The following is a 13,906-nucleotide window of genomic DNA, read 5'->3' on the forward strand; positions in this document are numbered from 1 at the left end:
TTTTAGGAATAGCCGCCGTTCAAAAATGTGTCACTGGTTTACACTTATTCAGGAATGCACAATGAACGGAGGTCCTATGAAACGTTTTAGTCTGGCTATTCTGGCGCTGGTTGTTGCTACCGGCGCGCAAGCTGCCAGTGAAAAAGTCGAGATGAACCTCGTCACGTCGCAAGGGGTTGGGCAGTCAATTGGTAGCGTCACCATTACTGAAACCGATAAAGGTCTGGAGTTTTCGCCCGATCTGAAAGCATTACCCCCCGGTGAACATGGCTTCCATATTCATGCCAAAGGAAGCTGCCAGCCAGCTACCAAAGATGGCAAAGCCACAGCGGCGGAATCCGCAGGCGGGCATCTTGATCCACAAAATACCGGTAAACATGAAGGGCCAGAAGGTGCCGGGCATTTAGGCGATCTGCCTGCGCTGGTTGTCAATAATGACGGGAAAGCTACCGATGCCGTCATCGCGCCTCGTCTGAAATCACTGGATCAAGTCAAAGATAAAGCGCTGATGATCCACGTTGGTGGCGATAATATGTCCGATCAACCTAAACCGCTGGGCGGTGGCGGTGAACGCTATGCCTGCGGTGTAATTAAGTAACTAAGAGGCCAGCGTACCTTGCGGCGGTGCTTGCTCAAGTTGCGAAAGCGAGCAGTACAGCCGCCAGACAATTGCCGCCAGCTCCTGGGCGGCAGGTTGATGATGACGGGCAAGGCTGTCGCAAATCCGCTGTAATTCTGCAAGTGTGGCCGCCAGTGATTTTTGCTGAACGCCACGCTCACTCATCACTCCACGTAACAATGAAATACAGTTATCCCGTACTCGCGATAACGGATCGGAACGCGATTCCCATTCGCGCAATTGCCAGACAACATGAGAACAGTTCAACAACACCACCCCCCAGCGTAATAACCAACGGCGAGCCAGCGCATCCTGGCTGTTACTTAACTGACTGACGTGATGATAAGTGAGTGATTCAAAATCGCTTTCACTCAGTGTTGGATGGCGGCTTAGTTGGTCGACAAAATCCCGGCGCAGTGCGCGAATATGACGACGGCTTTTACGAGCGTCAGACCCAGGTCGCAGAATGGCGAACGCTAGCCACGCCAGCGCTACGCCAACAATTTTTGCCAGATTATCATTAAGAAAATCAGCGAAATCATACACCGGAGGATTAGTGACAGCGATAAACGACCCCATAAATACAATCAGTTGTCCCCAAAGCGCGGCAAATTTGGGCATCTGCAATTTAAGAAGCTGCATTGTCGCCAGTAGTGGGAAGAGAAACAGTAAAAATTGCCACAGATCGCTAATCTGAACCATCAGGCCAAATTTGACCACAAAGCTAAATAGCGAAAGTAACACTAGCGTGCGCATTAGCAGTGACAAGGACTTAAACGGTGCCGTGACGGCGGAGTAGAGTACGCAGCTAATTGCGGCCAGTGTTAATGCATTGGCACCGGCATCCCATTGTGAAGCGATACTCCATGCGCCAATTATCATCAATGTACAAAATGTTCGTAGTCCGCTCCACATAGCTTCGGCGTTATCGGTATGACGTGCCAGGCCGGATGTCCGTGGGAGTCTGGCATGATCATCTACGCCGCTTTGCAGACGATGTAATTCCTGACTGCTTTGCAGATAAAGATGGCAAAAATAGCGTAGTCGCTGCCAGAAGGCGACGTGCCGGTAGTCGGCGACGTTGGTCGGGCGTAGCGGGGCAATAATACGTGCGACGGTGTAAACATCTGTTTGCGAACTGGCGAGCGCCGTCAGCAACTGTTCGAGAATTTCTCGTGTGGCACCTGGCGGTGAGGGCCAGTTGAGCAACATACGTCGCAGGCTGGAAATGACGCTGGTCATACGTAATTGCTGGTGGAGCAGCGCATTAAGGCGCGCGTTTTGCTGGCGAAAACGATAGTGACTCCAGAAAGCCTGGATTCGTAGCAAATTCATGGTCAGTATCTGCCCAATCACCCCTTCATGCGCTGTACGAATGGCATCGGTTGTTTCAGGTTGCCAGAGCAAACTGGCATGTTCCAGTAATCGGGCATGCATGTTTTTCAATGCGGTTAAAAGGGCCGTAGCATCGGAACTGCTCGGCAGGATCATCATCATCATGCCACCGCACAAAATACCGACTATCACCTCGCAAACGCGCGCCTGAGCAATATCCCACAGCTGGCTGGCCTCAGTAATATTGACCATCGGAAAGGCGATGATGGCAGCCGTGTAACCCGCCAGTTGAAATGCATACGCGACGTTATTCGTGAAGTGCGCACAGGCCCAGGTACAAAAGCCAATCCATGCTGACATACTCAATAGAAAAAACCACGGCTCGTTGAGCGTATGTCCGGCAAGAAGCAATGCCGCGATGGCTCCCAGCAAACTACCCGCGATGCGTCCGAGGCTTTTGCTGATCACACCGCCAACGGTGGGGAAGCTAACCACCGCTGCCGAGGTCATCGCCCAATAGGGCTCATCGAGATTTAAATAATAGGCAACTGTCAGCGCCAGACACATGGCAATGGTATTGCGTAACGCATAACGCCATTGCGCCAGCGTGGCCCTGAACCAGGGCAAATTGCGCAAGGACCATGACGATGCACTCATTATTGACCTACGGCAATGCTACAGGTGGTGCCCGACACCAGCGTGACATCGCCTGGGACTTTATCCAGCGCAAAGCGGACCGGAACACGTTGGGCGAGGCGAACCCAGGGGACGTTAGGTTTCACATCCGGAATAAGGCTTGAGTCACTTTCAACGCTCTGATCATAAATCGCCCGACCGATACTGGAAACGTGACCCTGTAACGTTTTGTTATCACTATAGAGGGTAATTTGTGCTGGTGCACCTTCGCGGATATGGCGCAACTTGGTTTCTTCAAAATAACCAATGACGTAAAACGAGTGGCTATCGACAAGAGCAAACAGCGGTTTCCCGGTGTCAGCGTAATCGCCGATGCGGGTAGTAAGATTAGTCACCCATCCGCTCACCGGGGCGCGAATTTCCGTTTGCGCCAGTTGCCATTGTGCCTGTTTCAACGTCGCCTGTGCGGCATCAACACTGGCCTGCATCGCTTTAACATTGAGGTTAGCGGTATCGAGTTCTTCGGCAGAAATAAAATTTTGTGAGAGATGACGACGACGATTCGCTTCGTTATTGGCTTTTGCGAGGTCAGATTGCGCTTTCGCCAGCTGAGCCTGTGCGTTCAGCTCGGCGATCTGAAAGGGCGTTTTATCGATCGTGAGCAGAAGATCCCCCGCGTTAACCAGCTGGTTGTCTTTTATATTCAGCTCAACAATACGTCCCGACACCTGTGGGGTGATAGAAACCTGTTCTGCGCGTATTTTCCCGTCGCGTGTCCACGGAGATTGCATGTAATAATTCCACAGCCACCATCCGGCAAGAACCGCAACTACCGCTACAATGATTGTTGAGAAATACTTAATTGTTTTAATTGACATAGTTACCACGCAATCATTATTGCCAGGGAAAGGCAAACGCAAATCGCAAACAGCGATAAATCCATTAACAAGGGATGCCAGATGTCACCGGCGTAGATCCAGCCACGAAGCAGGCGGTGTACGACAAGCCAGATGACGAATCCAAACGCGAAGGCTTTGAAAAACGGAGGAAAGTAGACGGACGCACCGAACACCAGATCTTGTAAGGGCAATCCTGTTGCATTGAGCATAAACTTCACAAAGTAGATTCCTTTACGACCGAATATATTGCGTTAGATTAATAAATATTCTTTAAGTGCGAAAAATTTACGCGCAATTTCTGAAAAATATGTCTGACGGTAACCAAATGCAGCAATACATTTGTTTTAGCAATACAATTGCTGCACACTATTCTAAAAGCCGCATAATATCTTAGCAAGCTAATTATAAGGAGATGAAATTGGAATCGCCACTAGGTTCTGATCTGGCACGGTTGGTGCGCATATGGCGTGCTCTGATAGACCATCGCCTGAAACCGCTGGAGTTAACACAAACCCATTGGGTTACGTTACACAATATCCATCAGTTACCTCCAGACCAGTCGCAAATTCAACTGGCAAAAGCGATTGGCATCGAGCAGCCATCACTGGTCCGTACTCTGGACCAACTGGAAGAAAAAGGGTTAATTTCGCGTCAAACTTGTGCCAGCGATCGTCGGGCTAAACGTATTAAACTGACGGAAAAGGCAGAGCCGCTGATCAGCGAAATGGAAGCTGTTATTAACAAAACCCGCGCGGAAATTTTACATGGCATCTCCGCAGAGGAACTGGAACAACTGATTAAGCTCATCGCAAAACTTGAGCATAATATCATTGAGTTACAGGCCAAAGGGTGAAATAAAGGGGGCGTGTGGTCAGTAACCTGACCACACGCAAACTTATTTAGCGCGGGGAAACGGTCACCTGACTGCCATTGCTGGCCAGTACGACACGTTGGCCCGGAGAGAAACGAGTGTTGCCTTGTTTCTGTACCACCATGATGGTATTACCATCGTCTTTACGAATTTCCAGCTCGACACCCTGCGTTTTGTTCATTGCACTCTGTACGCCCTGACCGGCTACGCCACCTGCAACAGCGCCTGCTGCAGTAGCCAGAGAACGCCCGGTTCCGCCACCAACAGTATTCCCCAGGAAACCACCAAGAACAGCACCGCCAATTGCGCCGATAACGTTGGAATCATCACCGCCCTGAATCTGTACCGGACGTACGTTAACGATGGTGCCATAGCTGACATTCTGTACTTGTTTCGCTTCAGAAGCGGTATAAACATCCCCTGACAGGGTGTCGTTATTAACACAACCGACAAGAGACAGACCTACCATTGAAACAACCAATACGCGTTTAATCATTGAAAAATCTCCTGTTCACCATGAAACGCCACGCAAGCATCCCTCATGGTCAAAGTATATGGCATATGTGAATCCATGGTTACATGTTCTACCAAATATGAGCAAATCATAATGAAAGTAGGATCAACCAATTATAAACAAAACATTCATGATGATTATTGATTTGAAGATAATGTTTTACTACCAACGGTAAAAATCGGTCATTCCGCATGGTATTCACGAAAAGTTTATGTTTGAGTGGTGCGCAAACGTCAGATTGAAAAAGGATGAACTATGAAATCGGGCCGCTTTATTGGCGTTATGTCAGGCACCAGCCTTGATGGTGTTGATGTTGTGTTGGCGACAATTGATGAACACCGGGTCGCACAGCTGGCAAGTTTGAGCTGGCCGATCCCGGTGTCTCTGAAACAGGCTGTACTGGATATTTGCCAGGGCCAGCAGCTTACACTTTCGCAGTTTGGACAGCTTGATACTCAACTCGGGCGACTTTTTGCTGATGCGGTCAATGCCTTGCTTAAGGAACAAAACCTGCAGGCGAGAGATATCGTTGCGATCGGCTGTCACGGTCAAACCGTCTGGCATGAACCGACGGGCGTGGCACCACACACTTTACAGATGGGCGATAACAATCAAATTGTGGCACGCACCGGAATTACGGTTGTCGGTGATTTTCGCCGTCGCGATATTGCCTTGGGAGGACAAGGCGCACCGCTGGTACCTGCGTTCCATCATGCGCTGCTGGCTCACCCAACCGAGCGACGAATGGTGCTCAATATTGGTGGCATTGCCAATCTGTCACTGCTCATTCCTGGGCAGCCGGTAGGGGGCTACGATACCGGCCCTGGTAACATGCTGATGGATGCCTGGATCTGGCGTCAGGCAGGTAAACCTTACGATAAAGATGCCGAGTGGGCACGGGCGGGTAAAGTCATTCTCCCTCTGCTGCAAAATATGCTCAGCGACCCGTATTTCTCGCAACCTGCACCGAAAAGCACCGGACGCGAATACTTTAACTACGGCTGGCTGGAGCGCCATTTGCGCCATTTTCCGGGTGTTGATCCCCGTGATGTACAGGCGACACTGGCAGAACTCACCGCCGTGACCATTTCTGAACAAGTTTTGTTAAGCGGTGGCTGCGAACGATTGATGGTATGTGGTGGAGGAAGTCGTAATCCGCTACTCATGGCGCGTCTGGCGGCATTACTGCCAGGCATAGAAGTCACCACCACCGATGCCGTTGGCATTAGTGGCGATGACATGGAAGCATTGGCTTTCGCCTGGCTTGCCTGGCGGACGCTGGCGGGATTACCAGGAAATCTGCCTTCCGTCACTGGCGCAAGCCGGGAGACGGTACTGGGGGCTATTTTCCCCGCTAACCCGTGATATCAGAGTTAACTGAATTTTTCTTACCGCGTCTGCCGTTACACTTGGAACGTTAGGGAGGGCGTATTGCCCTCCAGACCAGGAAAGTCTTCGGGATATGTCTATGAAAAAACTGTTACTGATCTGTTTGCCGGTCCTTCTCACCGGCTGTAGCGCGTTCAATCAACTGGTTGAGCGCATGCAAACCGATACGCTGGAATACCAGTGTGATGAAAAACCGTTGACGGTCAAACTGAATAATCCGCGCCAGGAAGTCAGTTTTGTTTACGATAATCAACTACTGCATCTCAAACAGGGCATTTCTGCGTCTGGTGCACGTTACACCGACGGGATCTATGTTTTCTGGTCGAAAGGGGAGGAAGCGACTGTCTATAAACGCGACCGCATCGTCTTGAATAACTGTCAGTTACAAAATCCACAGCGTTGAGATTTTTCCAGGGGCGGCGCACAATAGCGTCACCCACTGACAATCCGTAAAGAAAACCATGTCTGATAACGACGAATTGCAGCAAATCGCGCATCTGCGCCGTGAATACACCAAAGGCGGATTACGCCGCCGCGATCTTCCCGCCGCTCCATTAACCCTTTTTGAACGCTGGCTCTCTCAGGCGTGTGAAGCCAAACTGGCGGACCCTACCGCGATGGTGGTCGCTACCGTGGATGAACATGGTCAGCCTTATCAGCGCATCGTTTTACTCAAACATTACGACGAAAAAGGCATGGTGTTTTACACCAATCTCGGCAGCCGTAAAGCACATCAAATCGAAAATAATCCGCGCGTTAGCCTGCTGTTCCCGTGGCATACCCTTGAGCGCCAGGTGATGGTGATCGGTAAAGCGGAACGACTTTCGACTCTCGAAGTGATGAAATATTTTCATAGTCGCCCCCGTGATAGCCAGATTGGTGCATGGGTTTCGAAGCAGTCCAGTCGCATTTCTGCCCGTGGTATCCTTGAAAGTAAATTCCTGGAGCTGAAGCAGAAGTTTCAACAGGGCGAAGTGCCATTGCCGAGTTTTTGGGGCGGTTTTCGCGTCAGCCTTGAACAGATTGAGTTCTGGCAGGGCGGTGAGCATCGCCTGCATGACCGCTTTTTGTACCAGCGTGAAAATGATGCGTGGAAGATTGATCGTCTTGCACCCTGAAAAGATGCAAAAATCTTGCTTTAATCGCTGGTACTCCTGATTCTGGCACTTTATTCTATGTCTCTTTCGCATCTGGCGAAAAGTCGTGTACCGGCAAAGGTGCAGTCGTTATATACATGGAGATTTTGATGGCAAGCAGTAACTTGATTAAACAATTGCAAGAGCGGGGGCTGGTAGCCCAGGTGACGGACGAGGAAGCGTTAGCAGAGCGACTGGCGCAAGGCCCGATCGCGCTCTATTGCGGCTTCGATCCTACCGCTGACAGCTTGCATTTGGGGCATCTTGTTCCATTGTTATGCCTGAAACGCTTCCAGCAGGCGGGCCACAAGCCGGTTGCGCTGGTAGGCGGCGCGACGGGTCTGATTGGCGACCCGAGCTTCAAAGCTGCCGAGCGTAAGCTGAACACTGAAGAAACTGTTCAGGAGTGGGTGGACAAAATCCGCAAGCAGGTTGCCCCGTTCCTCGATTTCGACTGTGGAGAAAACTCTGCTATCGCGGCGAACAACTATGACTGGTTCGGCAATATGAATGTGTTGACCTTCCTGCGCGATATTGGCAAACACTTCTCCGTCAACCAGATGATCAACAAAGAAGCGGTTAAGCAGCGTCTCAACCGTGAAGATCAGGGGATTTCGTTCACTGAGTTTTCCTACAACCTGTTGCAGGGTTATGACTTCGCCTGTCTGAACAAACAGTTCGGTGTGGTGCTGCAAATTGGTGGTTCTGACCAGTGGGGTAACATTACTTCTGGTATCGACCTGACCCGTCGTCTGCATCAGAATCAGGTGTTTGGCCTGACCGTTCCGCTGATCACCAAAGCAGACGGCACCAAATTTGGTAAAACTGAAGGCGGCGCAGTCTGGTTAGATCCGAAGAAAACCAGCCCGTACAAATTCTACCAGTTCTGGATCAACACTGCGGATGCCGACGTTTACCGCTTCCTGAAGTTCTTCACCTTTATGAGCATTGAAGAGATCAACGCGCTGGAAGAAGAAGATAAAAACAGTGGTAAAGCACCGCGCGCCCAGTATGTACTGGCGGAACAGGTGACACGTCTGGTTCACGGTGAAGAAGGTTTGCAGGCGGCAAAACGTATTACCGAATGCCTGTTCAGCGGTTCCTTGAGTGCGCTGAGTGAAGCGGACTTCGAACAGCTGGCGCAGGACGGCGTACCGATGGTTGAGATGGAAAAAGGCGCAGACCTGATGCAGGCGCTGGTCGATTCTGAACTGCAACCTTCTCGTGGTCAGGCGCGTAAAACTATCGCCTCCAATGCCATCACCATTAACGGTGAAAAACAGTCCGATCCTGAATACTTCTTTAAAGAAGAAGATCGTCTGTTTGGTCGTTTTACCTTACTGCGTCGCGGCAAAAAGAATTACTGTCTGATTTGCTGGAAATAATGCATTAAGTGGAAAGGGGGAGTGAGAAATCACTCCCCCTGGTTTTTATACAGGGAACATGATGAAAAATATTCTCGCTATCCAGTCTCACGTTGTTTATGGTCATGCGGGTAACAGTGCGGCAGAGTTTCCGATGCGCCGCCTGGGCGCGAACGTCTGGCCGTTGAACACCGTTCAATTTTCTAATCACACCCAATACGGCAAATGGACTGGCTGCGTGATGCCGCCCAGCCATTTAACCGAAATTGTGCAAGGCATTGCCGCCATTGATAAATTACACACCTGTGATGCCGTATTAAGTGGCTATCTGGGTTCGGCGGAGCAGGGTGAACATATCCTCGGTATCGTTCGTCAGGTGAAAGCAGCGAATCCGCAGGCGAAATATTTTTGCGATCCGGTAATGGGTCATCCGGAAAAAGGCTGTATCGTTGCACCGGGTGTCGCAGAGTTTCATGTGCGTCACGGTTTGCCTGCCAGCGATATCATTGCGCCGAATCTGGTTGAGCTGGAGATACTCTGTGAGCATCCGGTAAATAACGTCGAAGAAGCGGTTCTGGCAGCGCGTGAACTCATTGCGCAAGGGCCACAAATTGTGTTGGTTAAACACCTGGCGCGGGCTGGCTACAGCCGTGACCGTTTTGAAATGCTGCTGGTTACCGCCGATGAAGCCTGGCATATCAGCCGTCCGCTGGTGGATTTTGGTATGCGCCAACCGGTAGGTGTCGGTGATGTGACGAGCGGTTTACTGCTGGTGAAACTGCTTCAGGGGGCAGCGCTGCAGGAGGCCCTGGAACATGTGACCGCTGCAGTATACGAAATCATGGTGACCACCAAAGCAATGCAGGAATATGAGCTGCAAGTGGTGGCTGCTCAGGATCGTATTGCCAAACCAGAACATTATTTCAGCGCAACAAAGCTCTGAAATATCTCATTTCGGCCCACAACGACCTGTGGGCCGATGGCTATTACTTTAAGCCTTCCGCTGACAGCGCGTCTTGTACTTCCGGACGTTCAGCCATACGTTGCATAAATGCCGCAATGTGCTCTAACCCTTCCAGATTCAGTTTCACCGCGTATGCCCAGCGCAGAACCGTAAACAGATAGGCATCAGCAATTGTAAATCGTTGCCCGCAGATCCAGTGCTCATCCTTCAGAGCATCGTTCACATATTGCAGCTTCTTCTCCAGCTGCGCGCGAACTGTTGGTTTGTACTCTTCCGGTGTATCAGGGCGAAACAGAGGTGTGAAGCCTTTATGCAGCTCGGTGGCGATGTAATTCAGCCATTCGATGGTTTTATAGCGGGAAATACTGTTTACCGGTGCCAGCAACTGGCGGTCGGGGACGCTGTCGGCAAGATACTGCATAATTGCTACGCCTTCCGTCAGCAAAGTACCATCGTCCAGCAGCAATGCAGGCACCTGTCCCTTAGGGTTAACGGCAAAGTAATCGTCACCGTTTTCGAGACGTTTTTTCATTAAATCCACACTGACGAGCGTAAAATCCTTTCCGCTCTCACGCAGGGTGATATGGGAAGCGAGAGAGCAGGCGCCCGGTTTGTAGAACAATTTCATCGGTAACTCCTTTTGTCTGTGGTTTAAAGTATGGTAGTGCGTTGCTGAACAAAAAAAAAGCCGCTAACGAAAAGTTAGCGGCTTGTAAAAGAGTTTCCCTGAATTTTACGCTACAGCAGCTTTCGCCGCTTTGTCTGCAGCGTCATCCTGCGTCATGCGGTGCAGTTTCGGCGCGGTCAGCAGCATCAGTACTGCAATAACGGCAGTAGCGACACCAATCTGCAAGAATACGCGACCATAGACTTCCAGTGACATCAGTGGATCGGTAACGTTATCCGGCACAGCCATCATACCCGCAACATAACCACCAATCAGGTTTGCACCGGCAGTGGTCAGGAACCAGCTACCCATAATGAAGCCCATCAGACGCTGCGGAACGAGTTGTGCAACCATTGCCAGACCCAGACCAGAGATCATAAGTTCCCCGATACTCTGCAGGCCATAGCTTGCGACCAGCCAGCTTACAGACACGATACCTGCGTCAGACGCGAATTTTGCACCTAGCGGCAGAATCAGGAACGCACCAGAACACATCACCATACCGATTGCAAACTTAGTTGGCATCGGCAGGGTATCGCCCATCTTGTTATAGATAGCGGCCAGAATCGGGCTACCAATGATGATCCAGAACGGGTTCAGTGCCTGATACTGCTCAGGTTCTACGGCCAGGCCCAGAATGGTGTGTTCAACGTTACGAATCGCAAAGAAGTTCAGTGACGTTGGCATCTGGCTGTACAGCACGAAGAAGATAATGGCTTCGAGCATCAGGATGAAGGCAACGATCATTTTACGACGCGCAGCACCTTTCATCGCGAAGGCTTCTTTACCGAAGATAACCACGATACCAAAGGCAACAACGCCCAGCGCCATACGCGCAACTTCCTGATTGTGCAGCAGCCAGGTGGCGATAGCGATCAGTGCCACAACACCAATAATGGTCAGCAGCAGGTTACGGTAGTTGATAGGCTCGAAGTCTGGTTTGGAACCGTACTGTTTAACCCAGCGTTGGCAGAAGGCGAAGTTAACGATAGTGATCAGCAGGCCTACAACGCTCAACGCAAACGCAACACTCCAGCCGTATTTCGCGGCCAGCCACGGGGTGGCGATCATAGAGAAGAAAGAGCCGATGTTGACGGACATGTAGTACATGGTGAATGCACCGTCCAGACGCGGGTCGTTTTTCTCATAGCATGTAGAAAGCAGAGAAGACGGGTTAGCTTTAAACAGGCCGTTACCGACCGCAATAGCCGCCATACCCATATAAACGATACCGGCGTCGTGACCAGACCAGGCAACCAGAGCATAACCAATCGCCAGCACAATAGCGCCAAGCATAATTACGCGTTTAGTACCCAGTACCTTGTCACCTAACCAGCCGCCGATAGCGACCAGACCATAAACCAGGGCACTAAAGGAAGAGAAAAGGGTGATTGAATCCGCTTCAGACATACCCAGTTGTTTAACCAGGTAAACAGCCATAATTCCTTGTAGGCCGTAATAACCAAAACGTTCCCATAACTCAATCGAGAAGATGAGATAGAACGCCTTCGGTTGTTTGAAAGCGTTCAAACTGACGCTTTCAGTTGGTTTTTGGTTTGCAGTGGACACTTTTACCTCTTTTTTTACATCCCATATTAACGGGGGTGCTTTCTCGCGTTATGCCTAAAAAACATACGCGCAATTGTTATAGTGGGAGGGGAAACGGCAGGTAATGTTCACTATCTTGCACTTTCAGACAAGTCCTTTGTAATAATCTGTTACATATAACTGAGGCGGGGAATTCAACCATTCCGGGAAATGTTATCCAGCGTTAAATTTTTCAAAAAACGTAACGGCAGATTTTTTCACTACCCTGAGAGGGGGATGATGGCTTAACGGCGATATGTTCTGCTATTTAGCGTTTTTCCTAGTGAGATAGTCCAGTTTATGAAAAATAGCCAGTGTAATGTTTTGTAGGTCAATATTTGTTGCGTGTGTAAATTTAAATGATTTTAACCTAGTTCTTGCAATGTTTTTACATTGCCACAGCATCGTGATCTTGATCACGAATGAATAGAAAATTTCGCTATTAAAAAAACAATTAACCTGCATTTTTGGTTATCCGCAAACGGATTACCTGATGATAACGCTAAGCAATGGCATCATTGACGTTAAAAAGATGTTTTAAAAGAGGATAAAGAAAGGTTATCAATGGGGTAATCGGTGTTACCCCTTTTCTTCAGATGTCAACTTTCTCTTTGTATTCACAAAGATCTTCAATAATACAAGAGCCACAGCGAGGCTTGCGGGCAATACATGTATAACGCCCGTGCAGGATCAACCAATGGTGGCAGTCGACTTTAAACTCTGCCGGAACCACTTTAAGTAGCTTTTCTTCTACCTGTTCGACGTTTTTCCCCGGCGCAAATTGAGTACGATTACAAACGCGGAAAATGTGCGTGTCGACAGCAATAGTCGGCCAGCCGAATGCAGTGTTTAATACGACGTTGGCTGTTTTACGACCTACACCAGGCAGGGCTTCAAGTGCAGCTCGATCTTCCGGAACCTCGCCGTTATGCTGTTCCAGTAAGATACGGCAGGTCTTAATGATATTTTCTGCTTTGCTGTTATAAAGGCCAATAGTTTTAATATAGCTTTTCACCCCTTCGACGCCCAGCTCAAGCATCGCTGCAGGCGTATTAGCCACCGGGTAGAGTTTCGCCGTCGCCTTATTAACACTGACATCGGTCGCCTGAGCGGAAAGCAGCACGGCAATCAGCAATTCAAAAGGCGAACTGAAATTAAGCTCGGTGGTGGGATGAGGATTGTTCTCACGCAGGCGAGTGAGGATTTCCAGGCGTTTTGCTTTGTTCATCAGACATTCCCTGTTTCACCGTTTGGCAATGCACGTTCGGCAGCTGCTTCAGCACGGCGCTTTTTCATTCTTTCATCAATCAGGTATTTCCCTGCCAGCATCAGTCCCAGGCCAATAAATGCACCTGGTGGCAACATCGCCAGCAGGAAAGGGGAGTCGGTGTGGAATATCTCCACGCGTAATACTTTTGCCCAGCTACCTAACAGCGCATCTGCACCGTCAAACAATGTGCCATTGCCGATAATTTCGCGTAGTGAACCCAGCACGAACATGGCGCAGGTTGCGCCCATACCAATTGAAAAGCCGTCCAGTGCCGAAAGTGCCGGACCTTTTTTAGCAGCGAAGGCTTCAGCGCGCCCCACAACAATACAGTTAGTGACAATCAGCGGAATAAAAATCCCTAACGATTGATACAGGCCAAAGGCGTAGGCGTTGATCAGCATCTGTACAGCGCTGACCACCGAGGCGATGATCATCACGTAAATGGGAATGCGGATCTCGGCTGGCGTCCAGTGACGCAGCGTCGAAATGGTCAGGTTGGTCAGCGTCAGTACCAGCGTAGTCGCAAGTCCTAAACCCAGGGCGTTGGTGGCAGTGGACGTGACCGCCAGCAGCGGACAAAGGCCGAGCAACTGGACCAGCGCAGAGTTGTTTTTCCACAACCCCTGAACAATAACGTCTTTAATTTCGCTCACGC

The 13,906-nt window shown here is 50.0% G+C and carries 15 protein-coding genes; 7 read left to right on the plus strand and 8 right to left on the minus strand.

The window, feature by feature from the left end; translation table 11 throughout:
* The first annotated feature begins 76 nt into the window (after positions 1–76).
* Positions 77–598, plus strand: a complete 522-nt coding sequence (gene sodC, locus AABJ99_RS11560) for a superoxide dismutase [Cu-Zn] SodC (protein ID WP_001353183.1) — start codon at positions 77–79, stop codon at positions 596–598.
* Here sodC and ydhK read toward each other — a convergent pair whose 3' ends face one another.
* Genes ydhK through ydhI form a run of 3 tightly spaced genes read right to left on the minus strand, consistent with a single transcriptional unit; the run spans position 599 to position 3,707 of the window.
* Positions 599–2,611, minus strand: coding sequence for an FUSC family protein (ydhK, locus tag AABJ99_RS11565; RefSeq protein WP_039021262.1), 2,013 nt, complete (start codon positions 2,609–2,611; stop codon positions 599–601). It abuts the gene before it with no gap.
* A complete protein-coding gene (ydhJ, locus tag AABJ99_RS11570) occupies positions 2,611–3,468 on the minus strand; it encodes an efflux RND transporter periplasmic adaptor subunit (protein ID WP_001300356.1) in 858 nt (285 codons plus the stop codon). The genes ydhK and ydhJ overlap by 1 nt, the downstream gene beginning before the upstream one ends.
* Before the next feature lie 2 nt (positions 3,469–3,470).
* Complete coding sequence (ydhI, locus tag AABJ99_RS11575; protein WP_039021263.1) at positions 3,471–3,707, minus strand: DUF1656 domain-containing protein; 237 nt, start codon at positions 3,705–3,707, stop codon at positions 3,471–3,473.
* Between the two features lie 200 nt (positions 3,708–3,907).
* On the opposite strand from ydhI, the gene slyA reads away from it, so the two are divergent.
* On the plus strand, positions 3,908–4,342 hold the full coding sequence (gene slyA / locus AABJ99_RS11580; RefSeq protein WP_000445640.1) for a transcriptional regulator SlyA: 435 nt from the start codon (positions 3,908–3,910) through the stop codon (positions 4,340–4,342).
* A 46-nt stretch (positions 4,343–4,388) separates the two neighbouring features.
* On the opposite strand, the gene slyB is transcribed toward slyA, so the two are convergent.
* Positions 4,389–4,856, minus strand: a complete 468-nt coding sequence (gene slyB / locus AABJ99_RS11585; RefSeq protein WP_000597196.1) for an outer membrane lipoprotein SlyB — start codon at positions 4,854–4,856, stop codon at positions 4,389–4,391.
* 273 nt (positions 4,857–5,129) lie between these two features.
* Here slyB and anmK point away from each other — a divergent pair, with 273 nt between their 5' ends.
* From anmK to pdxY, 5 genes are all read left to right on the plus strand, one after another.
* Positions 5,130–6,239, plus strand: a complete 1,110-nt coding sequence (anmK, locus tag AABJ99_RS11590; RefSeq protein WP_039021264.1) for an anhydro-N-acetylmuramic acid kinase — start codon at positions 5,130–5,132, stop codon at positions 6,237–6,239.
* A gap of 97 nt (positions 6,240–6,336) precedes the next feature.
* Positions 6,337–6,666, plus strand: coding sequence for a C-type lysozyme inhibitor (gene mliC, locus AABJ99_RS11595; RefSeq protein ID WP_000061974.1), 330 nt, complete (start codon positions 6,337–6,339; stop codon positions 6,664–6,666).
* 58 nt (positions 6,667–6,724) lie between these two features.
* Positions 6,725–7,381, plus strand: a complete 657-nt coding sequence (gene pdxH, locus AABJ99_RS11600) for a pyridoxamine 5'-phosphate oxidase (RefSeq protein WP_001282302.1) — start codon at positions 6,725–6,727, stop codon at positions 7,379–7,381.
* Positions 7,382–7,509: 128 nt separating this feature from the next.
* Complete coding sequence (gene tyrS / locus AABJ99_RS11605) at positions 7,510–8,784, plus strand: tyrosine--tRNA ligase (RefSeq protein ID WP_039021265.1); 1,275 nt, start codon at positions 7,510–7,512, stop codon at positions 8,782–8,784.
* A gap of 61 nt (positions 8,785–8,845) precedes the next feature.
* Positions 8,846–9,706: a pyridoxal kinase PdxY gene (pdxY, locus tag AABJ99_RS11610; RefSeq protein ID WP_032303122.1), complete on the plus strand. Its 861-nt coding sequence runs from the start codon at positions 8,846–8,848 to the stop codon at positions 9,704–9,706.
* Between the two features lie 43 nt (positions 9,707–9,749).
* Here pdxY and gstA read toward each other — a convergent pair whose 3' ends face one another.
* The 4 genes from gstA to rsxE all read right to left on the minus strand — a co-directional run bounded on the left by gstA (position 9,750) and on the right by rsxE (position 13,904).
* Positions 9,750–10,355, minus strand: coding sequence for a glutathione transferase GstA (gstA, locus tag AABJ99_RS11615; protein WP_000765742.1), 606 nt, complete (start codon positions 10,353–10,355; stop codon positions 9,750–9,752).
* 105 nt (positions 10,356–10,460) lie between these two features.
* Complete coding sequence (dtpA, locus tag AABJ99_RS11620; protein WP_000100942.1) at positions 10,461–11,963, minus strand: dipeptide/tripeptide permease DtpA; 1,503 nt, start codon at positions 11,961–11,963, stop codon at positions 10,461–10,463.
* A gap of 610 nt (positions 11,964–12,573) precedes the next feature.
* Positions 12,574–13,209, minus strand: coding sequence for an endonuclease III (gene nth / locus AABJ99_RS11625; protein ID WP_001030334.1), 636 nt, complete (start codon positions 13,207–13,209; stop codon positions 12,574–12,576).
* Positions 13,209–13,904 carry an electron transport complex subunit RsxE gene (gene rsxE / locus AABJ99_RS11630; RefSeq protein WP_001289652.1) on the minus strand — a complete coding sequence of 232 codons (696 nt, stop codon included), beginning with the start codon at positions 13,902–13,904 and terminating at the stop codon, positions 13,209–13,211. The genes nth and rsxE overlap by 1 nt, the downstream gene beginning before the upstream one ends.
* Positions 13,905–13,906: the final 2 nt, after the last annotated feature.

The sequence above is a fragment of the Escherichia coli genome (assembly GCF_036503815.1).
GTDB lineage: Bacteria > Pseudomonadota > Gammaproteobacteria > Enterobacterales > Enterobacteriaceae > Escherichia > Escherichia coli_F.

What these genes read in the sequence shown, in the direction of transcription:
- sodC (WP_001353183.1), top strand. Translation starts at nt 77, where the DNA reads ATGAAACGTTTTAGTCTGGCTATTCTGGCGCTGGTTGTTGCTACCGGC.
- ydhK (WP_039021262.1), bottom strand. Translation starts at nt 2,611, where the DNA reads ATGAGTGCATCGTCATGGTCCTTGCGCAATTTGCCCTGGTTCAGGGCC.
- ydhJ (WP_001300356.1), bottom strand. Translation starts at nt 3,468, where the DNA reads ATGTCAATTAAAACAATTAAGTATTTCTCAACAATCATTGTAGCGGTA.
- slyB (WP_000597196.1), bottom strand. Translation starts at nt 4,856, where the DNA reads ATGATTAAACGCGTATTGGTTGTTTCAATGGTAGGTCTGTCTCTTGTC.
- anmK (WP_039021264.1), top strand. Translation starts at nt 5,130, where the DNA reads ATGAAATCGGGCCGCTTTATTGGCGTTATGTCAGGCACCAGCCTTGAT.
- mliC (WP_000061974.1), top strand. Translation starts at nt 6,337, where the DNA reads ATGTCTATGAAAAAACTGTTACTGATCTGTTTGCCGGTCCTTCTCACC.
- pdxH (WP_001282302.1), top strand. Translation starts at nt 6,725, where the DNA reads ATGTCTGATAACGACGAATTGCAGCAAATCGCGCATCTGCGCCGTGAA.
- tyrS (WP_039021265.1), top strand. Translation starts at nt 7,510, where the DNA reads ATGGCAAGCAGTAACTTGATTAAACAATTGCAAGAGCGGGGGCTGGTA.
- pdxY (WP_032303122.1), top strand. Translation starts at nt 8,846, where the DNA reads ATGAAAAATATTCTCGCTATCCAGTCTCACGTTGTTTATGGTCATGCG.
- gstA (WP_000765742.1), bottom strand. Translation starts at nt 10,355, where the DNA reads ATGAAATTGTTCTACAAACCGGGCGCCTGCTCTCTCGCTTCCCATATC.
- nth (WP_001030334.1), bottom strand. Translation starts at nt 13,209, where the DNA reads ATGAACAAAGCAAAACGCCTGGAAATCCTCACTCGCCTGCGTGAGAAC.